This window comes from Actinacidiphila sp. bgisy144, assembly GCF_057708105.1.
Genome location: NZ_JBYIRM010000016.1, coordinates 13,576 through 32,762, shown reverse-complemented (window position 1 = coordinate 32,762; position 19,187 = coordinate 13,576). Strand labels below are relative to the sequence as shown.

Genomic DNA, 19,187 nt, shown 5'->3' with positions numbered 1-19,187 from the left:
TGACGCTCGGTAATCGTCCCGCCGGTCCCGGTGAACCCACTCGTCCGGGTGGTGGAGTTATCCACAATCGCCGAGTTATCCACAGATTCCGACCAAGATCGTCTCAATTCCACTTCCTGGCCCAAGCTGATCGCAGGCGCAGCACACCGTGCTCGCACGACAAGCGACAGGGGACAGGGAAATGGTTCGAACCAGTGCATCCGATCGACCGCGCGAAGCCGCCGAAGGCATCCGCGGACCGCTGATTGTCACGGAGGACGAAAGCCTCCTCGACGATCTGCTCCGACTGTGCGCGGCGGCCGGCGCAGAACCGGAAGTCGCCTTCACCGCGCCCCCGCGCAATGCGAGTTGGGAGAACGCACCGCTTGTCCTGGTCGGAGTGGAGGCATCCGGAAGAGTTCAGGGAGCAGCGCGGCGCAAGGGCGTTCTGCTGGTCGGGAGCGGCGGCGCGGACTCCGCCGACTCCGAAACATGGCGCCGGGCCGTCGCGGTCGGCGCCGACCACGTCCTGTTCCTGCCGGCCGCCGAGGCGTGGCTGGTGGACCGGCTGGCGGACCTGGCAGAAGGCGGCGGCGGGCCCGCTCTGACGATCGGCGTGGTCGGCGGCCGGGGCGGCGCCGGTGCCAGCACGCTGGCCTGCGGCCTCGCCGTGACCGCGGCGCGCACCGGCCTTCGCGTCATGCTCGTCGACGGCGACCCGCTCGGCGGGGGCCTGGACATCATGCTCGGGGCTGAACGCACCGGCGGGCTGCGCTGGCCCGATCTCGCCGACTCGCGCGGCCGCGTCAACAGCGGCGTGCTGGAGGAATCCCTGCCCCGGCTGGGCTCGCTCAGTGTGCTGAGCTGGGACCGCGGACAGTCCATGCTCATCCCGCCCCAGGCCATGCGGTCGGTGATGGGAGCTGCCAGGCGGGGCGGCGGCCTGGTCGTCGTCGATCTGCCGCGCAAAGTGGACGACACCGTCACCGAGACGCTCGGCCAGATCGATGTGGGACTGCTGGTGGTGCCCGCTGAACTCCGCGCGGTGGCCGCCGCCTGCCAAGTGGCGGCGGCCTTCGCCCCGGCGCTGGACGACCTGCGGGTGGTCGCGCGCGGGCCGTTCTCCTCCGGCCTGGACGGCGGCGAGATCGCACGGCTGATCGGACTGCCGCTCGCAGGTGAGTTGCGGCCCGAACCCGGTCTGGCCGATCCGATGTCCGGCGGCGCGCCACCGGGCTCCTCCACTCGCGGCCCCCTCGCGCGATTCAGCGGAGCCTTCCTCGGACAGGCGCTCGCGGCCGCCGGGTGCGTGATGGCATGAGTGCGGCACTGCTCGACGCGGTCCGGCTCCACCTGGCCGAACACGGCGGCGAACCCACCCCCGCCCGCGTGGCTGCGGCGCTGCGCGCCCAAGGACGCCTGATCGGGGACTCCGAAGTGCTCGATGTGGTCGCCGCGCTGCGTTCCGAACTGGTGGGCGCCGGACCGCTGGAGCCCCTCCTGGCCGACCCGGACGTCACCGACATCCTCGTCAACGCACCCGACCAGGTCTGGATCGACCGGGGCCGCGGCCTCGAACGCAGCCCGATCCGGTTCGCCGACACCGCGGCGGTGCGACGTCTCGCCCAACGGCTCGCCACGACCGCAGGCCGCCGCCTCGACGACGCGCGGCCGTGGGTCGACGCCCGGCTGCCCGACGGCACACGGCTGCACGCGGTACTACCACCCGTCGTGGTCGGCTCGCCCTGCCTGTCACTCCGTGTCGTACGGGCCCGCGCGTTCACGCTCCCCGAACTCGTCGCGGTCGGCACCCTCGACGAGGAGACCGCCGCGCTGCTGCGGGCGATGCTGGACGCACGGCTGTCGTTCATGATCAGCGGCGGCACCGGCTCGGGAAAGACCACGCTGCTGAGCTGCCTGCTCGGCCTTGTCGACCCCGCGGCCCGCATCGTCCTCGCCGAGGACTCCGCCGAACTGCGCCCGGACCATCCGCACGTCCTCCGGCTGGAGACCCGGCCCGCCAATCAGGAGGAGGCCGGCGAGGTCACCTTGCGGGACCTGGTGCGGCAGGCGCTGCGGATGCGGCCCGACCGGCTCGTGGTCGGCGAGGTGCGCGGCGCCGAGGTGCTGGACCTCCTTGGTGCCCTGAACACCGGTCACGAGGGCGGCTGCGGGACCGTGCACGCCAATGCGGCTGCGGATGTGCCCGCGAGGCTGGAGGCTCTGGGCTCGACCGCGGGCCTGGACCGGGCCGCTCTGCACAGTCAGTTGGCCGCCGCGCTGTCGGCGGTCGTCCACCTCGTGCGGGACGGTGCGGGTCGGCGCAGAGTCGCCGAGATCCACGTGGTGAGCCGTCGGCGGGACGGCTTGGTCGGCACGGTACCGGCGCTTGTCCGCGACGGATGTGGCGGGGTGGAACGCGGACCGGGCTGGAGCCGGTTGGCTCAGCTGTGCTCGGCAGGTGTGTCGTGAACGCCGCGACATGCCCGCCGGTGACTCCCGCTCTGGCGCTGTGGGCCGCGCTTCTGGTGGCCTGTCTGCCCGCGTGGACCGCTCTGCAGCGGCACGGATACCGGCGACGCGTGCACGGGTTGCTGACGCGCGCACAGACCCCTGCAGGCGCTACGGCGGGCAGGGTTGAGCAGTGGCGGAACCGATGGGGTCGTGTGGTCGAGGCCGTCCGGGCGTGGATCGGTGGACGGCGCCCGCACTGGCGCGGTCAGCCCGAGCGGAAGTCCTTGCGGGCCTGGCGGCGTGAACGGCCAGGCAGGCGCGGTGCTCCCGGCGGCGCCCGGCAGCGGATGGCCGGGACAGCAGAGGCGCGGCTCGTGCGAGGCGGTCCAGAGTGGCTGTGCCTGCCCGCCGGGATGGTGCTCGCGGCGGTCACCTGGTCGGTGGTGCCGGTGGTCGGCGCGGCGGTCGCGGTCCCGTTGGTGCGAAGGGCACTGCGCGACCGGGCCGAACGGGCGGTGGCGGAAGGGATTGCGGCCGCGGTGAGCGGGCTGTGCGGCACGCTTGCGGGCGACCTGCGGGCAGGACAGCCGCCGCACGTGGCGCTCGCGGAGGCGGTGCAGTCGGCCGGGTGGCCCGGGTCGCCGGAACTGGCACGGATCGCGGGCCTGCTGCTGTCTGCCGCCCGGTTCGGCGGAGACGTGCCCGGCGCACTTCGGACGGCGGCTCGGTCAGGTCCGGGCGCGCAGGGACTCGGTGCGGTGGCCGCGTGCTGGCAGGTCGCGGTGGACGGAGGCGCTGGGCTGGCCACGGCCCTGGACCGGGTCGCCGCCGCGCTACGAGCCGAGGCCGACCAACGGGAGGACCTGCGAGCGCAGTTGGCCGGCCCGCGCGCCACCGCGGTGCTGCTGGCGCTGCTCCCGGTGTTCGGGCTGGTGTTGGGCACGGCGTTGGGAGCCGACCCGGCCGAGGTGCTGCTGCACACGCCGGCGGGGCTGGGCTGCCTGGTCGTGGGCGCGCTTCTGGAGTGGGCCGGGCTGGCCTGGACCGCGCGGATCATCCGGGCTGCCGAGGGCGGCCCGCCGACCGGGACGGATCGTGGTCGGGGCGGCTCCGCGTGGGGCGGCCCCGGCCCGGGGAAGGCGGAGCCGCGGTCCGCCCAGGCGTCGAGTGAGCCCGTTGTGGAAGGGGGCCGGTCGTGAGCGGCGAGGTTGTCCACAGCCTGGGGATGACGGTGGCCGTCGTACTGGCGGTGTGTGCGGCAGTCGGTGCGGCTGTGGCGGGGAGGAGCAGGCGTGGCGGCGTGCGCAGGTTGAGTCTCCTGCTGGAGGAAGCCCAGCCGGTGAAGGCGCCGCGCGCGTGGCGGGGAAAAGCTCGAGACGCCGGACGGGTCTGGCTGCCGGTGGTCGCGCCGGCGCTGGGGACAGCGGCGTTCGTGGGGAGCTTCGCTGGGGTGATGGCCGGGGCCGTGGTCGGGGTCGGCGTGCGGATGGTGCTCGTCCACCACCGGTCGAAGGCCACGGGGCGGGCGGCACAAGGGCAGGCGGACCGCGCGGTATCCGGTCCGGGCGAACTGCCGCTGTGCGCCGACCTGATGGCGGCTTGCCTGGCCGCGGGGGCCACGCCGGGGGAGACCGCGGGGGCGGTGGGGCGGTGCCTGGACGGGCCGTTGGGAGCCGCGCTGCTGCGGGCGGAGGCGGAGTTGCGGCTCGGTGGGGAGCCGTCGGAATGCTGGGACAGGTTCGGCCGACTGCCTGCGGCCCGGGCGATGGGCCGTTGTCTGGCGAGGGCGTCGACGACCGGCAGCGCGCCGGTGGCGGAGATGGCGCGGCTGGCCGCGGACTACCGCGCTGAGCACGCCCGTTCGTCGGTCGCCGGGGCTCGCCGGGCCGCGGTGCTGGCCACCGCACCGCTGGGCGTGTGCTTCCTGCCCGCCTTTCTGTTCGTGGGCGTCGCGCCGGTGGTGATGGGGCTGGCCGGGGCGGTGCTGGGAGGCCCGGTGGGCGGTGGCGGAGGTTGAGGCCCGCGGCGGGACGCGCGCCCCCTTCGTCCGGTCGGGACGGCGCACGGAATCAGTAGGAATCACAAGAAACCAACAGGAGGAGAACGGAAATGACGCGGCGGAAGTTGGCTGAGCGGGTGGCGGTTCGGTGGGCCGGGTGCGTCCGGCGGTGCCGGGTGGCGGCCGATGCGGGGATGAGCACCGCGGAGTACGCGGTGGGCACGATTGCGGCCTGCGGGTTCGCGGCGGTGCTCTACAAGATCGTGACGAGCGGGCCGGTGCGGACGGCGATGACCTCGGTGATCGAGAAGGCACTCCATGCGCCGTTCTGAGTGGGTGAGGCGATTGCGCGGCGCACACGGGTCCGGATGGGCCGGGTGGGTGCGCCGTCGCGGGGACCAGGGATATGTGACAGCGGAGGCGGCCGTGGTGATCCCGACGCTGGTGGCGCTGACGGGGCTGCTGACGTGGGGGTTGATGGCGGCGGCTGCGCAGATTCGGTGCGTGGACGCCGCCAGGGCCGGGGCGCGCGCTGCTGCGCGGGGGGAAGGGGCGGGGGATGTGGTGAGGGTCAGCCGCGCGGCAGCGCCGAAGGGGGCGGAGGTCAGGGTGAGCCGGGGCGGAGGGATGGTGAGGGTGCGGGTGACGGTGGAAAGACCGCGGTTTCCGGTGAGGTTGACGGCGGAGGCGGCCGCGTCGGACGAGGAGACGGTGGGGAGTGGTGGGCCGTGAGCCGGGAGCGGGACCGGGGGTCGGCGACGGTGTGGTCGCTCGGGCTGATGGCGGTGTTGATCGCGGTCTTCGCGGGAGTGGCGCTGATGGGGAGGGCGGTGGTGGCCAGGCACCGAGCGGGCGGCGCCGCGGACTTGGCCGCGTTGGCCGCTGCGGACCACGCGCTTGACGGTGAGGAGGCGGCGTGCCGGCTGGCCGCGCGGGTGGCGGCCGCTCAGCAGGCGGTGCTGCGTGAGTGCGTGGTGGTGGGGGAGGTGGCCGACGTCGTGGCTGAGGTAGGGGGAGCGCGGGTGAGGTCGCGGGCGGGCCCGCCGCTTGCCTCGGTGCCGGTGCCGGTGCCGGTGCCGGTGCCGGTGCCGACGCCGACGCCGGTGGTCGGTTCAGGCCGACGCGGGGCGCAGGGGCTGGAGACTGACGGGGGCGTGTTCCGGGGGCACCGACGGTGGAGGAGCGCCGGTCAGGGCCGGGGGTCGGGTTCCTTGGCGGAGGCGAGCAGGCAGTCCAGCAGGCGGACGGAGGCGGCTTTGTCGAGCGGGTCGTTGCCGTTGCCGCACTTGGGCGACTGCACGCAGGAGGGGCAGCCGTGGTCGCATTCGCAGGACGCGATGGCCTCGCGGGTCGCGGCGAGCCAGCTGCGGGCGGTGTGGAAGGCGCGTTCGGCGAAGCCCGCCCCGCCGGGGTGGCCGTCGTAGACGAAGACGGTGGGCAGGCCGGTGTCGGCGTGCAGCGGTATGGACACGCCGCCGATGTCCCAGCGGTCGCAGGTAGCGAAGAGCGGGAGGAGGCCGATGGAGGCGTGCTCGGCGGCGTGCAGGGCGCCGGGCAGTTCCTCCGGGTGGATGCCGGCGGCGTCGAGTTGGTCGTCGGTGACGGTCCACCAGACGGCGCGGGTGCGCAGGGTCCGTGGCGGGAGGTCGAGTTTGGCCTCGCCGAGGACCTCGCCGGTCAGCAGTCGGCGCCGCAGGTAGGACACCACTTGGTGGGTGACCTCCACGGAGCCGAAGCGGATGCGGGCGTCGCCCCAGGGTTCGTCGATGTCGGTGGACAGCACGCGGATGTCAGTGGTGTCGCGAGCCATCGTGCTGAAGGGCGGGTCGGCGCGCTCCACCAGGGCGACGGAGTCCTCGAGGTCCAGGCGCCGTACGAGATAGGTGCGGCCCTGGTGGAGGTGGACGGCGCCCTCGTGGACGGTGGTGTGGGCCGAGGAGGCGTCCACGGTGCCCAGCAGCCGCCCGGTGCCGGCTTCGACGACCTGGATCGGGGTGCCGCCCTCCCCGCGGATGTCGGTGAGGTCGGCGGCGCGTTCCCGGCGGGTCCAGTACCAGCCCGACGCCCGGCGGCGCAGCAGCCCGCGCTTCTCCAACTGCGCCACCAGACCGGCGGCTTCGGGGCCGAAGAGAGCCAGGTCGTCCTCGGTCAGCGGGAGTTCGGCGGCGGCGGCACACAGGTGCGGTGCGAGCACGTACGGGTTGTCCGGGTCGAGGACGGTGGACTCGACGGGCCGTTCGAAGATCGCCTCGGGGTGGTGGACGAGATACGTGTCCAGGGGGTCGTCGCGGCCCACCATGACCGCCAGCGCGCCCTGGGCCGAGCGCCCGGCCCGCCCGGCCTGCTGCCACAGCGAGGCGCGGGTGCCGGGATAGCCGGCCAGCAGGACCGCGTCGAGCCCGGAGACGTCCACGCCGAGCTCGAGGGCGGAGGTGGAGGCCAGGCCGAGCAGGCGGCCGGAGTGCAGGTCGCGTTCGAGGGCACGGCGCTCGTCGGGCAGGTAGCCGCCGCGGTAGGCGGCGACGCGCTGCGGGAGTGAGGAGTCGATCTCGGCGAGCCGCTCCTGGGCGATGAGGGCGACGAGTTCCGCACCGCGCCGGGAGCGGACGAAGGCGACGGTCCGTACGCCCTGCAGGACGAGGTCGGTGAGGAGCTCGGCGCACTCGGCGGTGGCGGTGCGGCGGACCGGGGCGCCGTGTTCACCGGACAGTTCGGTCAGGGGCGGTTCCCACAGCGCGAAGGCCACCTCGCCGCGCGGGGACGTGTCCTCGGTGACCTCGGCGACGGGCACGCCGGTCAGGCGGGCGGCGGCCTGACCGGGGTCGGCGGAGGTGGCGGAGGCGAGCAGGAAGACCGGGTCGGCGCCGTAGCGGGCGCAGATTCGCCGCAGGCGGCGCAGTACCTGGGCGACGTGGGAGCCGAACACGCCGCGGTAGGTGTGGCACTCGTCGATGACGACGTAGCGCAGACCGCGCAGGAAGGAGGACCAGCGGGCGTGCCCGGGCAGGATGCCGCGGTGCAGCATGTCGGGGTTGGTCAGGACGTAGGTACCGTGCCGGCGGACCCACTCGCGTTCCTCGTACGGCGTGTCGCCGTCGTAGACCGCGGGACGCACAGCGTGGCCGAGCGGCGCCGCGAGGGCGCTCACCGCGCGGCGCTGGTCGGCGGCGAGCGCCTTGGTGGGGGCGAGGTAGAGCGCGGTCGGCCCGCGCCCGCCCTGTGCGGGCACCCGAGCCCGGCCCCGTGCGACGGCGGCCACGGTTCCCGCGGCGCTCCCGGCGCTCCCGGCCCCTCCGCTTCCCCCGATCGGCCCATCGGCGGCGACCGAGCCGCTGTCACGGTCACCATCAGCGGCGCCCCCGGCGCCCCGCGGCTCCGGCAGCAGCGCGCTCAGCACCGGTGCGAGGTAGGCCAGCGACTTGCCGGAGGCGGTGCCGGTGGCCACGACCACCGACTCGCCGCGCAGCGCGTGCTCGGCGGCCAGCGCCTGGTGCTCCCACGGACGGTCGATCCCGGCGGCCCGGATCGCGGCGACGACTTCCGGACGGACGCCCTCCGGCCAAGATGCATGACGCCCGACCCGCGGGGGCAGGTGCTCCGTATGGGTGATGCGTACGGCGCGGTCAGCCCCCGCGGAAAGCCGCTCCAAAGCGGTCCGTGGGGACGGTCGGCCGTGCGCCGACTGCGGAAGTTGATCCTGGGCCATCGGCACTCAGTGTGTCACCGGCATGACGGACAATCGCAGTAAGGCGTCGTGCGGGCCCACCGCGAAGTGATTGAATGCCATCGCGGCCCAACTCCTTCCCCCACCGCTCGGTGGAGGAGTCACCACTACCGTTAACGTTTCGGTGGAGGCCCCAGGGGGGCGCCGCGTCGATGCAAGGTGCTGGAGGATCAGTGGACCTGTCCCTGTCGACCCGAACCGTCGGCGATCGCACGATCGTCGAGGTCGGCGGCGAGATTGATGTGTACACCGCGCCCAAGCTGCGGGAGCAGCTCGTGGAGCTCGTGAACGACGGGAGTTACCACCTCGTCGTGGACATGGAGGGAGTCGACTTCCTCGACTCGACCGGCCTGGGTGTGCTCGTCGGCGGGCTGAAGCGGGTGCGTGCGCACGAAGGATCGCTGCGTCTGGTGTGCAACCAGGAGCGCATCCTGAAGATTTTCCGAATCACCGGTCTGACCAAGGTGTTCCCCATCCACACCTCGGTCGACGAGGCTGTCGCGGCGACCGACTGACGTTCGTCCGAGAGGGGCACCGGACGGACCACCGTCCGGTCCCCTGTGATGCCCAACCACAGGACCGGAGGGGGAAGCCCCATGCCCACCGTAGAACTGCTCTTCAGCGCCCAGCCCGAGCATGTGCGCACCGCACGGCTCGTGGCCGCCCAGGTGGCGCGCCGAGCGGGGGTGGACGAGGCGTCCTTGGACGAGGTCCGGCTGGCGGTCGGCGAGGCGTGCAGCCGTGCCGTCGGCCTGCACCGCAACAACGGCGTTGAGCAGCCGGTGCGCGTACTGCTCAACGAGGACGAGAAGAAGTTCTCCATCGAGGTCGTGGACGAGGTCGCCAGCACTTCGGCCGGTGGCGGCCACACCGACGGCCCGCCCACCGATGACGCCGCCGAGGACGAGGGCGAGATGGGCCTCGCCGTCATCAGCGGCCTGGTCGACGACGTCGAGGTGATCGACGGCGACCGCGGCGGCGTGATCCGGATGACCTGGCCGACCGTCACCGTCTAGCCGACCCGGCCCGGCCCGGCCCGACCCGGTCCGCCGCGCGCAGCGGCCCCTGTCCCCGGTCCTGGTTCCGTGGGAATGGTCACACCACCGCGCCCGCGGCCGCCGGACAGGCAGCACCGTACGAGGCCCGCGCGCCCGCCGCTCACCTGCGGTGCAGGCTGTGGCGCGAACCGATCGAAGAGCAGGTGAAAGGGGTCAGCAGAGGTCGGCGCCGCCGGAGCCGTACCGCCCGGCCGTGTATGTTCCGGGGCCGAAGGCCACGGAAGGGACCCACCCGGTGAAGGTGAAGAAGAAGCTCCTGGCCGCGCTGTCCGGCAGCGCGGTCGCACTGCTCGCGCTGTCCGCGTGCGGCGGGGACGACACCGCCAAGAAGCAGGACGACTGGGCGAAGGGCGTCTGCGACCAGGCACAGGTCCAACTCGGCAAGATCAACACCGCCAACGCGTCGTTCGGCCAGGTCGACAGCGGCGGCAAGCCGCAGGACGTGAAGAGCGCCGACTCCGCCGCCTTCCAGTCGATCTCCGACGCCTACACGTCCCTCGCCGGGATCTTCCAGAAGGCCGGGGCCGCCCCCGGCGACGACGGCGCGACGTTCCAGAAGAACGCGGTCACGGTCTTCACCCAGCAGTCCACCCAGTACGCCACGCTGAAGAAGCAGGTCGATGGCCTGGACGCCAGCGACCAGACCAAGTTCGCGACCGGTCTCGGCGACGTCTCGACCTCACTCCAGCAGACCGCCGCCAAGGGGCAGACCTCCCTCGACACCCTCCGCAAGGGCGACATGGGCAAGGCCCTCGCCCAGCAGGCCGGCTGCCGCGGTGTCTCCGGCGGCAAGGTGACCACCCCGACGGCCGGTGCGACCACCCCGACCACCCCGGCCGCCTCGGCGACGACGACCGCCACACCCACCACGACGACGAGCGCCGACCCGAAGAAGTCCTGACCCCGCCTCCTGCGGCACGGCGGCGCGCCCCGCCCCGAGTTCCGGGACAATGAGCGGCGTGAGCGATCCGAGCAACCCCACCCGGCCGACCGGCGATCCCCATCACCCCGGCAGCCCGGGCGGCCCCGGCCGCCCCCTGCCCGACCCCGCCGCCGCGCCCGACCTCCGCGCCGATCTGCTCGCCGCCGACTTCACCGCCGACGGCTGCCTGGAACTGCTCGGAGCCGTCGCCTACGCGGCCCTGTCCCGCGCCGAGACCGTCCCCGCGCTGCGCGCCACCCGCGGCGGCAGCCCGCTGGAGACCCTGGTCCGGCTCTTCCTGCTCCAGCAGGCGGTCCCGCTCGCCGGCGCCCGCACCGCCCTCGGCGGCGGGGGCCTGGACCGTTACGAGGCGGCGGGCTGGCTGCTCCGCGACGGCCCCGAGGTCCGCGCCACCGTCGACGTACGCCCGTACGCCGGGGACGAGGGCGCGGACTGGTGGATCGTCTCCGACCTCGGCTGCGCGGTCGGCGGCGCGGCCGGCATCGGCAGCGCGCCCGGTGTGGACCGCGCCGACCTGGTGCTGGGCGTAGGCGGCGCGTCCACCACGCTCGCCGGGCTGACCGTGCGCGAACCGGTGGGCAGCGTGCTCGACCTCGGTACGGGCTCCGGCGTGCAGGCGCTGCACGCCTCCCGGCACGCCACGCGGGTGACGGCCACCGACGTCAACCCGCGCGCCCTGCACTTCGCCCGGCTCACCCTCGCGCTGTCCGGCGCGGCCGAACCCGACCTGCGCGAGGGCGGGCTCTTCACGCCGGTCCGGGACGAGCGGTACGACCTGATCGTGTCGAACCCGCCGTTCGTGATCTCCCCCGCCGGGCGGTTCACCTACCGCGACGGCGGCATGGCGGGCGACGACCTGTGCCGCGAACTCGTCCGCCAGTCCGCCGACCACCTCACCGAAGGTGGCTACTGCCAGCTCCTCGCCAACTGGCAGCACACCGAGGGCGAGGACTGGCGTGAGCGCGTCACCTCCTGGCTGCCCGCCGGGTGCGACGCCTGGATCGTGCAGCGCGAGGTGCAGGACGTCGCGCAGTACGCCGAGCTGTGGCTGCGCGACGGCGGTGACCACCACGCCGACCCGGCCGCGTACGCACGCCGCTACGACGCCTGGCTGGAGGACTTCGAACGGCACAAGGCCAACGGCATCGGCTTCGGCTGGATCACGCTGCGCAGGTCCGGTGCCGCGCAGCCTTCGGTCACCGCCGAGGAGTGGCCGCACCCGGTGGAGCAGCCGCTCGGGCCGTACGTCGCCGACTGGTTCGGGCGGCAGGACTTCCTGCGCGGCCACGACGACGCCGCGCTGCTCGCCGCCCGGTTCACCCTCGCGCCCGACGTCGTGCAGGAGCAGGTCGGGATGCCGGGCGCGGAGGACCCCGAGCACGTGGTGCTGCGCTCCGCGCGGGGCATGCGCCGGGCCACCAAGGTCGACACCGTGGGCGCCGGGTTCGCGGGGGTCTGCGACGGCACGCTGGCGGCCGGCCGCATCGTGGACGCCATCGCCCAACTGCTGGACGAGGACCCGGTGCTGCTGCGCGACCGCACCCCCGCGTCGATCCGCCTGCTGGTCGAGCAGGGCTTCCTCAACCCGGTCACGGAGTAATCGGAGTAATCGGAGTAACCGGAGTAACCGGCGTAACCGGCGTAACCGGTGTAACTGGAGCAATCGGAGCAACGGGACCGGACGGGGCAGCGTACGAAGCAGCCGGCCCCCGGCGTCAGCGCAGGTTCCGCACCACCGTCCAGCACACCGCCGCCACCAGCAGCGCGTACTGGGTCCGGGGACGCAGCACCGGCTGCCACCGCCGGCCGCGCAGCCCCTCGACCACCCAGCGGCCGGCCATCCAGGCCAGCGCCGGCGACAGGACCAGCAGCAGCGCGTTGTCATGGAACGCCCGGACCGGGTCGCCGTGCAGCAGGTCGTACGCGAGGCGGGTGCCGCCGCAGGCCGGGCAGAGCAGTCCGGTGAGCCAGTTGAAGGGGCAGCGCGGCAGGAAGTGACCGCTCTGGTGAGGGTCGGTGCGGTAGAGGTACGCGGACCCGGCGGCCGCGGCGGCGAGCGCGGCCAGGGGTAGGACCGCATGGTGCGGGCGGCGCCGCACCGGCCGCACCCCCGCGCCGGTCGGAGTGCTCACCTGCTCACCTGCTAGCCGCGACCTGTCCGGATACGGACCCTGGTCGGACATGCCCCGTCCCCCTGCCCCTGCGTTCCCACCGTTGCGCGGCGGGCGCGGCTACCCACCCGCCCGTCCGCGGCCATTTTCGCAGCCCCCGGTGCGCCGCGTCCCGTACCGCCCTTGATACAAACCGGCTACAGAACCGCACGGGGCCGTCCCGCGCCCGCCGCCCGGCCCGGCCGCCGCGGACCCGCCGGGGGCCGGTCGCCGCGGCGGTTTTCGGCCGCGAGGATCGGAACCCGCGATTTCGGGCAGGATCAGGCGGGTGGACGTAGCCTGCTGGGGGAAGCCACCGGCGGACCCCGGCGGTGTGGATAGAACGTACATCGGGTTACCGTTCGAGTGGCGTTGCGGACTTTTCCCGTTTGACACGGGCCCAGGAGGTACGGTCACACTCCGCAGCGACACCCCTTCGAACCGGAGAGAAGAGCGAAGTTGTCCCCGACCCGCGAGACCGCACAGGGCGGCCGCCGACTCGTCATCGTCGAGTCGCCTGCCAAGGCGAAGACGATCAAGGGCTATCTCGGCCCGGGATACGTCGTCGAGGCCAGCGTCGGGCACATCCGCGACCTCCCCAACGGGGCCGCCGAAGTGCCGGCGGAGTACAAGGGCCAGCCGTGGGCGCGGCTGGGCGTCAATGTGGACAGCGATTTCCAGCCCATCTACGTCGTGAACGCGGACAAGAAGGCACAGGTCAAGAAGCTCAAGGATCTCCTCAAGGAGTCCGACGAACTATTCCTGGCCACTGACGAGGACCGCGAGGGCGAGGCCATCGCCTGGCATTTGCAGGAAATCCTCAAGCCCAAGGTCCCGGTGCACCGGATGGTGTTCCACGAGATCACCAAGGACGCCATCCAGGCGGCCGTGCGCAATCCCCGCGAGCTGAACCAGCGGCTGGTCGACGCCCAGGAGACCCGCCGCATCCTCGACCGGCTGTACGGCTACGAGGTCTCCCCGGTGCTGTGGAAGAAGGTCATGCCGCGGCTGTCGGCGGGCCGGGTGCAGTCGGTGGCGACCCGCCTGGTGGTCGAGCGCGAGCGCGAGCGGATCGCGTTCCGCACCTCGGAGTACTGGGACCTGGTCGGTGTCTTCAACACCGGCCGGGCCGGCGACCCGTCCGACCCCGCCACGCTCAACGCCCGGCTCGTGTCCGTCGACGGCCGCCGGGTCGCCCAGGGCCGGGACTTCGACGCCTCCACCGGCGCCCTGAAGCAGAACGCTGCCGTGCTGCACCTCGACGAGGAGCACGCCCGGGCGCTGGCCACCGCGCTCGCCGACGCGCAGTTCTCGGTGCGCAGCGTCGAGTCCAAGCCCTACCGCCGCTCGCCGTACGCGCCCTTCCGCACCACCACCCTCCAGCAGGAGGCGTCGCGCAAGCTCGGCTTCGGCGCGAAGGCCACCATGCAGGTCGCACAGAAGCTGTACGAGAACGGCTTCATCACCTACATGCGTACGGACTCCACCACGCTCTCGGAGACCGCCGTCAGCGCCGCCCGCGCCCAGGTCACGCAGCTCTACGGCGCCGACTACCTGCCGGACAAGCCACGCGTCTACGCGGGCAAGGTCAAGAACGCCCAGGAGGCCCACGAGGCGATCCGCCCCTCCGGCGACCGCTTCCGCACACCGGCCGAGACCGGCCTGACCGGCGACCAGTTCCGGCTCTACGAACTGATCTGGATGCGCACCGTCGCCTCTCAGATGAAGGACGCGACCGGCCAGTCCGTCACCGTCCGGGTCGGCGGCGCAGCCTCCGACGGCCGCGACGCCGAGTTCTCCGCCTCCGGCAAGATCATCACCTTCCACGGCTTCCTCAAGGCCTACGTCGAGGGCGCCGACGACCCGAACGCGGAACTCGACGACCGCGAGCGCCGGCTGCCGCAGGTCGCCGAGGGCGACGCGCTGAGCGCCGACCGGATCACCGCCGACGGCCACTCCACCAAGCCGCCCGCCCGCTACACCGAGGCGAGCCTGGTCAAGGAGCTGGAGGAGAAGGAGATCGGCCGCCCGTCGACGTACGCCACGATCCTCGGCACCATCCTCGACCGCGGCTATGTCTTCAAGAAGGGCACCGCGCTCGTCCCGTCCTTCCTCTCCTTCGCCGTGGTCAACCTGCTGGAGAAGCACTTCGGCTGGCTGGTCGACTACGACTTCACCGCCTCCATGGAGGACGACCTCGACCGGATCGCCCGCGGCGAGGCCGAGGCGGTGCCGTGGCTGCGCCGCTTCTACTTCGGCCAGGAGAACCAGGGAGGCCAGGACGGCAAGGGCGGCCAGGACGGCGGGGCCCCCGCGTCCGGCGCCGCACAGCCCGACCCCGCCGGCGGCGACCACCTCGGCGGCCTGAAGGAACTGGTGGAGGACCTCGGCGCGATCGACGCCCGGGAGATCTCTTCGTTCCCGGTCGGCGACGGCATCATGCTGCGGGTCGGCCGCTACGGGCCGTACGTCGAGAAGGGCGAGCGCGGCGAGGAGGACCACCAGCGCGCCGACGTCCCCGAGGACCTGCCGCCGGACGAGATGACCGTCGAGTTGGCGCAGGAGCTGTTCGCCAAGCCCAGCGGCGAGTTCGCGCTCGGCACCGACCCGGAGACCGGCCGCCCGATCGTCGCCAAGGACGGCCGCTACGGGCCGTACGTCACCGAGGTGCTGCCCGAGGACACCCCGAAGACCGGCAAGAACGCGGTGAAGCCGCGCACCGCCTCTCTCTTCAAGTCCATGTCGCTCGACACCGTCACCCTCGCCGACGCCCTCAAGCTGATGTCCCTGCCCCGGGTGGTCGGCACCGACGCCGAGGGCGTGGAGATCACCGCGCAGAACGGGCGCTACGGCCCCTACCTGAAGAAGGGCACCGACTCGCGCTCCCTGGAGAGCGAGGACCAGCTCTTCACCATCACGCTGGAGCAGGCGCTGGCGATCTACGCCCAGCCGAAGGTGCGCGGCCGCGCCGCCGCCAAGCCCCCGCTGAAGGAACTGGGCACCGACCCGGTCAGCGAGCGCCCCGTCGTGGTCAAGGACGGCCGCTTCGGCCCCTACGTCACCGACGGCGAGACCAACGCGACGCTGCGCCGTGACGACGACGTCGAGACGATCACGCCCGAGCGCGGCTACGAACTCCTCGCGGAGAAGCGGGCGAAGGGCCCGGTGAAGAAGAAGACGGCCGCGAAGAAGACGACGGCGAAGAAGGCCCCGGCCAAGAAGGCGGCGGCGAAGAAGTCCGCTTCGTCGTCGACGGCCGCCAAGAAGGCGCCCGCCAAGAAGGCCGCGGCCACCAAGAAGACCGCGGCGAAGAAGACGAGTTCCACCACGGAGTGAAGGGCGCCGGCCACGGCGCCGAGGGCGGCCGCCCCGATCCAGGGGCGGCGCCCGGCCCCTCAGCACAGGAGACCGGCCCCCCTAGCGCAGGAGAGGGGTCACTGTCCGTTTGTTCGGGCGGAGACGTTTGGTTCGGGTGAGACGGATAGGCTGTCAGAATGACGCGATCCGAGCAGCCAGCGCAGCCCGCGGCGGACGTCACCGAGGCGTTCGCGAAAGACCTCTCGGCGGACTCCCGTGAGCGGGCCGTGGGCGCGCTGCTGAAGATTCCGCCGCTGCGCAAGCTGTGGAGCGCGCAACTGACGGGCGCGGTCGCCGACCGCCTCGGCCTGCTCGTGCTGGTGCTGCTCACGGTCCAGGCCACCGCAACCGCCCACTCCTTCGGAGGCGGCTACCGCGGGGTGGCGTACAGCGTCGCCGCGGTGTTCGGCGCCCGCCTGGTGGCCACCTTGCTCTTCGGCGCGGTGCTGCTCGGGCCGCTGACCGGCCTCACCGAGGAGAGCGGCCCGCTGGACCGGCGCTGGACGATGATCGGCGCCGACGGCGTACGGCTCGCGCTGTTCATCGTCGCGCCGCTGTGGGTCACCTGGACCCCGCACTCCGCGCACCTGTGGCTGCTGGGCACGGCCTTCGCTGTCGGGCTCGCCGAGCGCCTGTGGGCGATCGCGAAGGACGGCGCCGCCCCGGGGCTGCTGCCCGCGCCGGGCGACACCTCGGTGCGGCCCGCGCCCGACCTCCTCGCCACGCTGCGCCGGCTCGACCTGCGGACGAGCTTCGTCGCGCTGCCGATCGCCGCCGCGTCCCTGGTGGCCGTCACCCTCGTCAACACGCTGATCGCGGTGGGCGTCGACTGGTTCCACCTGCACCAGGTCGCGCTGTCGTCGTACGTGGCGGCCGGGCTCTTCTCGTCCTCGATGGCGATGCTGTACCTGCTGGAACTGCCCGCGGGCGGCGCCAGGAAGCCCCGCTCCCCGCTCCAGGGCCTGCGGCTGCCGAAGGGCCCGGCGGGCGCCGAGCAGGGCCGTACCGGCGCGCTGCCGCTGCTGGTGCTCGCCACCTCCGCGGTGTCCGGCGCGATCGCGGTCGCCGTCGCGGTCGCCGTCCTGCACGCGCTCGCCCTCGGCTTCGGGCCGACCGGCTTCGGCCTGCTGGTGCTGGCCCTGACCGCGGGCACCGTGGTCGGCATCCGGATCGCCCCGCACACCCTGCCCGGGCTCTCCCGCCGCCGCCTGCTGGCCGTGGGCACCGGCGTCACCGGTATCGCGCTGCTGCTGACCGGCGTCGTGCCCGACCAGACCACGGTGCTGGCGCTGTCGCTGCTGGCCGGTGTCGCGGCCGGTGTCACCGCGAACGCCGGGCACACCCTGATCGAGCAGGAGACCGAGGAGAGCCGCAGGACGCGGACCGTCGAGCACCTGCACGCCGTGGTGCACGCCGCCCTCGGGGTGGCCGCGGTCGGCGGACCGCTGGTCGCCGCCGCGATCGGCCCGCACCGCGTCCAGAACGGCCACTTCACCTTCGACCACAGCGGCGCCGCCTACACGCTGATCCTGGTCGGCGCGCTGCTGCTGCCGGTCGCCGCGCTGGTGCTGGGCAAGACCGACGACCGCAGCGGGGTGCCGCTGCGCCGCGACCTGCGCGAGGCGCTGCGCGGCGCGGAGCCGGCCACCGGCCCTGCCGCCAACGGCTTCTTCATCGCCGTCGAGGGCGGTGACGGCGCCGGCAAGTCCACCCAGGTCGAGGCGCTCGCCGAGTGGATCAGGGCCAAGGGCCACGAGGTCGTGGTCACTCGCGAGCCGGGTGCCACCGCCGTCGGCAAGCGGCTGCGCTCGATACTCCTGGATGTCTCCTCCGCCGGGGTCTCGCACCGCGCCGAGGCCCTGCTGTACGCCGCGGACCGGGCCGAGCACGTCGACACCGTCGTGAAGCCCGCGTTGGAGCGCGGCGCCGTGGTCATCTCCGACCGCTACATCGACTCCTCCGTCGCCTACCAGGGCGCCGGGCGGGACCTCGCGCCGACGGAGGTCGCCCGGATCTCCCGCTGGGCCACCGACGGGCTCGTCCCGCATCTGACGGTGCTGCTCGACGTGCCGCCGGAGACCGCCAGGGAGCGCTTCACCGAGGCCCCGGACCGGCTGGAGTCCGAACCCGCCGAGTTCCACCAGCGGGTGCGGGCCGGATTCCTGACGCTCGCCGCCGCCGACCCCGCGCGGTACCTCGTCGTCGACGCCGCGCAGGACCCCGAGGCGGTCACCACCGTCGTACGGCACCGGCTCGACCGCATGCTGCCGCTCTCCGCCCAGGAGATCGAGGCGCGGGCCGAGGCCGAGCGCAAGGCGGCCGAGGAGGCGGCCCGGCTCGCCGCCGAGGAGGCCGCCCGCAAGGCCGAGGAGGAGCGGCTGGAGCGCGAGCGCCAGGAGCAGCTGGAGCGGCTGCGGCGCGAGGAGGAGGAGCGCAGGCTCGCCGCCGAGGAGGCCGCGCGCCGCGAGATCGCCGAGCGCAAGGCCGCGCAGGAGGCGGAGGCGGCCCGGCTCGCCGCGGAGGAGGCCGCCCGCCGCAAGGCCGAGGAGGACGCCAAGCGCGCCGCCGAGGAAGCGGCGTACGAGGCCGAGCAGGAGCGGCTGCGGCGCCTGGCGGACGAGCAGGCGCGGCTGCGCGCCGAGGCCGCGGAGAAGCGCGAGGAGAAGCAGCGCAAGGCCGAGGAGGCGCTCATGCGTGCGGAGGCGGCGCGGGCCGCCGCCGCCGCGGCAGCGGCTGCCGCAGCTGCTGCCGCGGCCGACTCGGAGGAGACCGCGGTGCTCCCGGCGGTGTCGGACGCGCCTCCGGAGGGTTCCGGCGACGGCGCCGGGCAGGACGACGGTACGGGCGAGGGCGGCGACGCTTCGCACGGCAAGGCTTCGGGCTCCGGTGCCGACGAAGGCCCCGCATCTGGCTCGGACCGCAGTTCTGGCTCGGACGCGGGGTCCGGCTCGGGTTCGGGTTCCGGTGCGGGCTCCGGCTCCGGCCAGGCGTCCGCCTCGACGTCCGACTCCGAGGCGACCACGGTCATGTCTTCCCTGCCCGCCGACCCCGGCCCGGCCGCGGGTGGGCCGGACGCCGAGGCGACCACGGTGATGTCCGCCGTGCCCGCGGAGGGCGGCACCGACGCCGACGCGACGACGGTGCTGCCGGCCGTCACGCCGCCGGCGTCGTCCTCCTCGGAGACCACCACCGTGATGGCGCCGATCGTGGACGAGCCCGCCGGCAGCAGCGACGAGACCACCGAGCTGCCGCCGCCGGTCCCCGGCACGGCCCGCTCCGAGGACCCCACCGACCGGGTGCCGCCGTGGCTCTTCCGCCCGGATCAGCCCACCGGCGACGAGCGCACCCGGGAGATCCCCGCGGCCCAGTCGGGCCAGTCGCGTCGGCCCCGCCCGCAGTGGGCCGAGGAGACCCCCCTCGACGACCTGCCGTCCCTCGCCGACGAACTGCTCGGCCCCCGGGACCAGGAAGACCCCCCGCGCGCCTGACCCCGCCGCCCGGACCACCGCCTGCCCCCGCCCGA

At 73.7% G+C, this 19,187-nt stretch carries 14 protein-coding genes and 1 pseudogene; 13 read left to right on the top strand and 2 right to left on the bottom strand.

What is annotated here, in order from left to right; genetic code table 11:
- The first annotated feature begins 181 nt into the window (after positions 1-181).
- The 7 genes and pseudogenes from ssd to AC3EVP_RS19345 all read left to right on the top strand — a co-directional run.
- On the top strand, positions 182-1,300 hold the full coding sequence (gene ssd / locus AC3EVP_RS19375) for a septum site-determining protein Ssd (protein WP_435131381.1): 1,119 nt from the start codon (positions 182-184) through the stop codon (positions 1,298-1,300).
- Positions 1,297-2,451, top strand: a complete 1,155-nt coding sequence (locus AC3EVP_RS19370) for a TadA family conjugal transfer-associated ATPase (protein WP_435131379.1) — start codon at positions 1,297-1,299, stop codon at positions 2,449-2,451. Before ssd ends, AC3EVP_RS19370 begins: the two co-directional genes overlap by 4 nt.
- A 356-nt stretch (positions 2,452-2,807) precedes the next feature.
- A complete protein-coding gene (locus tag AC3EVP_RS19365) occupies positions 2,808-3,632 on the top strand; it encodes a type II secretion system F family protein (protein ID WP_435131377.1) in 825 nt (274 codons plus the stop codon).
- 233 nt (positions 3,633-3,865) lie between these two features.
- A complete protein-coding gene (locus tag AC3EVP_RS19360) occupies positions 3,866-4,450 on the top strand; it encodes a type II secretion system F family protein (RefSeq protein WP_435131376.1) in 585 nt (194 codons plus the stop codon).
- 92 nt (positions 4,451-4,542) lie between these two features.
- Complete coding sequence (locus tag AC3EVP_RS19355) at positions 4,543-4,764, top strand: DUF4244 domain-containing protein (RefSeq protein WP_335980957.1); 222 nt, start codon at positions 4,543-4,545, stop codon at positions 4,762-4,764.
- Positions 4,751-5,164, top strand: a complete 414-nt coding sequence (locus AC3EVP_RS19350) for a TadE family type IV pilus minor pilin (RefSeq protein WP_435131374.1) — start codon at positions 4,751-4,753, stop codon at positions 5,162-5,164. The genes AC3EVP_RS19355 and AC3EVP_RS19350 overlap by 14 nt, the downstream gene beginning before the upstream one ends.
- A 47-nt stretch (positions 5,165-5,211) precedes the next feature.
- Positions 5,212-5,409: pseudogene (locus AC3EVP_RS19345) on the top strand (Rv3654c family TadE-like protein); the annotation flags it as partial.
- 212 nt (positions 5,410-5,621) lie between these two features.
- Here AC3EVP_RS19345 and AC3EVP_RS19340 read toward each other — a convergent pair.
- Positions 5,622-8,138 (bottom strand): DEAD/DEAH box helicase, encoded by a 2,517-nt coding sequence (locus AC3EVP_RS19340; protein WP_435131373.1) that lies wholly within the window; start codon positions 8,136-8,138, stop codon positions 5,622-5,624.
- 191 nt (positions 8,139-8,329) lie between these two features.
- Between AC3EVP_RS19340 and bldG the strand changes: the two genes are divergently transcribed.
- From bldG to AC3EVP_RS19320, 4 genes are all read left to right on the top strand, one after another.
- Positions 8,330-8,671, top strand: a complete 342-nt coding sequence (bldG, locus tag AC3EVP_RS19335) for an anti-sigma factor antagonist BldG (RefSeq protein WP_031520166.1) — start codon at positions 8,330-8,332, stop codon at positions 8,669-8,671.
- An 81-nt stretch (positions 8,672-8,752) separates the two neighbouring features.
- Positions 8,753-9,172: an ATP-binding protein gene (locus AC3EVP_RS19330; protein WP_335980953.1), complete on the top strand. Its 420-nt coding sequence runs from the start codon at positions 8,753-8,755 to the stop codon at positions 9,170-9,172.
- A gap of 283 nt (positions 9,173-9,455) precedes the next feature.
- Complete coding sequence (locus tag AC3EVP_RS19325; protein WP_488179812.1) at positions 9,456-10,115, top strand: small secreted protein; 660 nt, start codon at positions 9,456-9,458, stop codon at positions 10,113-10,115.
- A gap of 49 nt (positions 10,116-10,164) precedes the next feature.
- Positions 10,165-11,757 carry a DUF7059 domain-containing protein gene (locus AC3EVP_RS19320; RefSeq protein WP_435131369.1) on the top strand — a complete coding sequence of 531 codons (1,593 nt, stop codon included), beginning with the start codon at positions 10,165-10,167 and terminating at the stop codon, positions 11,755-11,757.
- Between the two features lie 115 nt (positions 11,758-11,872).
- Here the strand turns inward: AC3EVP_RS19320 and AC3EVP_RS19315 are convergent, their stop codons facing one another.
- Positions 11,873-12,289, bottom strand: coding sequence for a DUF2752 domain-containing protein (locus tag AC3EVP_RS19315; protein ID WP_435131367.1), 417 nt, complete (start codon positions 12,287-12,289; stop codon positions 11,873-11,875).
- A gap of 477 nt (positions 12,290-12,766) precedes the next feature.
- Here AC3EVP_RS19315 and topA point away from each other — a divergent pair, with 477 nt between their 5' ends.
- Both topA and tmk read left to right on the top strand, forming a co-directional pair.
- Entirely contained in the window at positions 12,767-15,643 is a 2,877-nt protein-coding gene (topA, locus tag AC3EVP_RS19310; protein ID WP_435131366.1) for a type I DNA topoisomerase, read from the top strand.
- A gap of 158 nt (positions 15,644-15,801) precedes the next feature.
- Complete coding sequence (tmk, locus tag AC3EVP_RS19305) at positions 15,802-19,152, top strand: dTMP kinase (RefSeq protein WP_435131364.1); 3,351 nt, start codon at positions 15,802-15,804, stop codon at positions 19,150-19,152.
- The last annotated feature ends 35 nt before the right edge of the window (positions 19,153-19,187 follow it).

Bases quoted from the DNA above. Each gene is read 5' to 3' on its own strand.
- tmk (WP_435131364.1), top strand. From the start codon at position 15,802: ATGACGCGATCCGAGCAGCCAGCGCAGCCCGCGGCGGACGTCACCGAG.
- AC3EVP_RS19355 (WP_335980957.1), top strand. From the start codon at position 4,543: ATGACGCGGCGGAAGTTGGCTGAGCGGGTGGCGGTTCGGTGGGCCGGG.
- AC3EVP_RS19330 (WP_335980953.1), top strand. From the start codon at position 8,753: ATGCCCACCGTAGAACTGCTCTTCAGCGCCCAGCCCGAGCATGTGCGC.
- ssd (WP_435131381.1), top strand. From the start codon at position 182: ATGGTTCGAACCAGTGCATCCGATCGACCGCGCGAAGCCGCCGAAGGC.
- AC3EVP_RS19320 (WP_435131369.1), top strand. From the start codon at position 10,165: ATGAGCGGCGTGAGCGATCCGAGCAACCCCACCCGGCCGACCGGCGAT.
- AC3EVP_RS19350 (WP_435131374.1), top strand. From the start codon at position 4,751: ATGCGCCGTTCTGAGTGGGTGAGGCGATTGCGCGGCGCACACGGGTCC.
- AC3EVP_RS19370 (WP_435131379.1), top strand. From the start codon at position 1,297: ATGAGTGCGGCACTGCTCGACGCGGTCCGGCTCCACCTGGCCGAACAC.
- AC3EVP_RS19340 (WP_435131373.1), bottom strand. From the start codon at position 8,138: ATGGCCCAGGATCAACTTCCGCAGTCGGCGCACGGCCGACCGTCCCCA.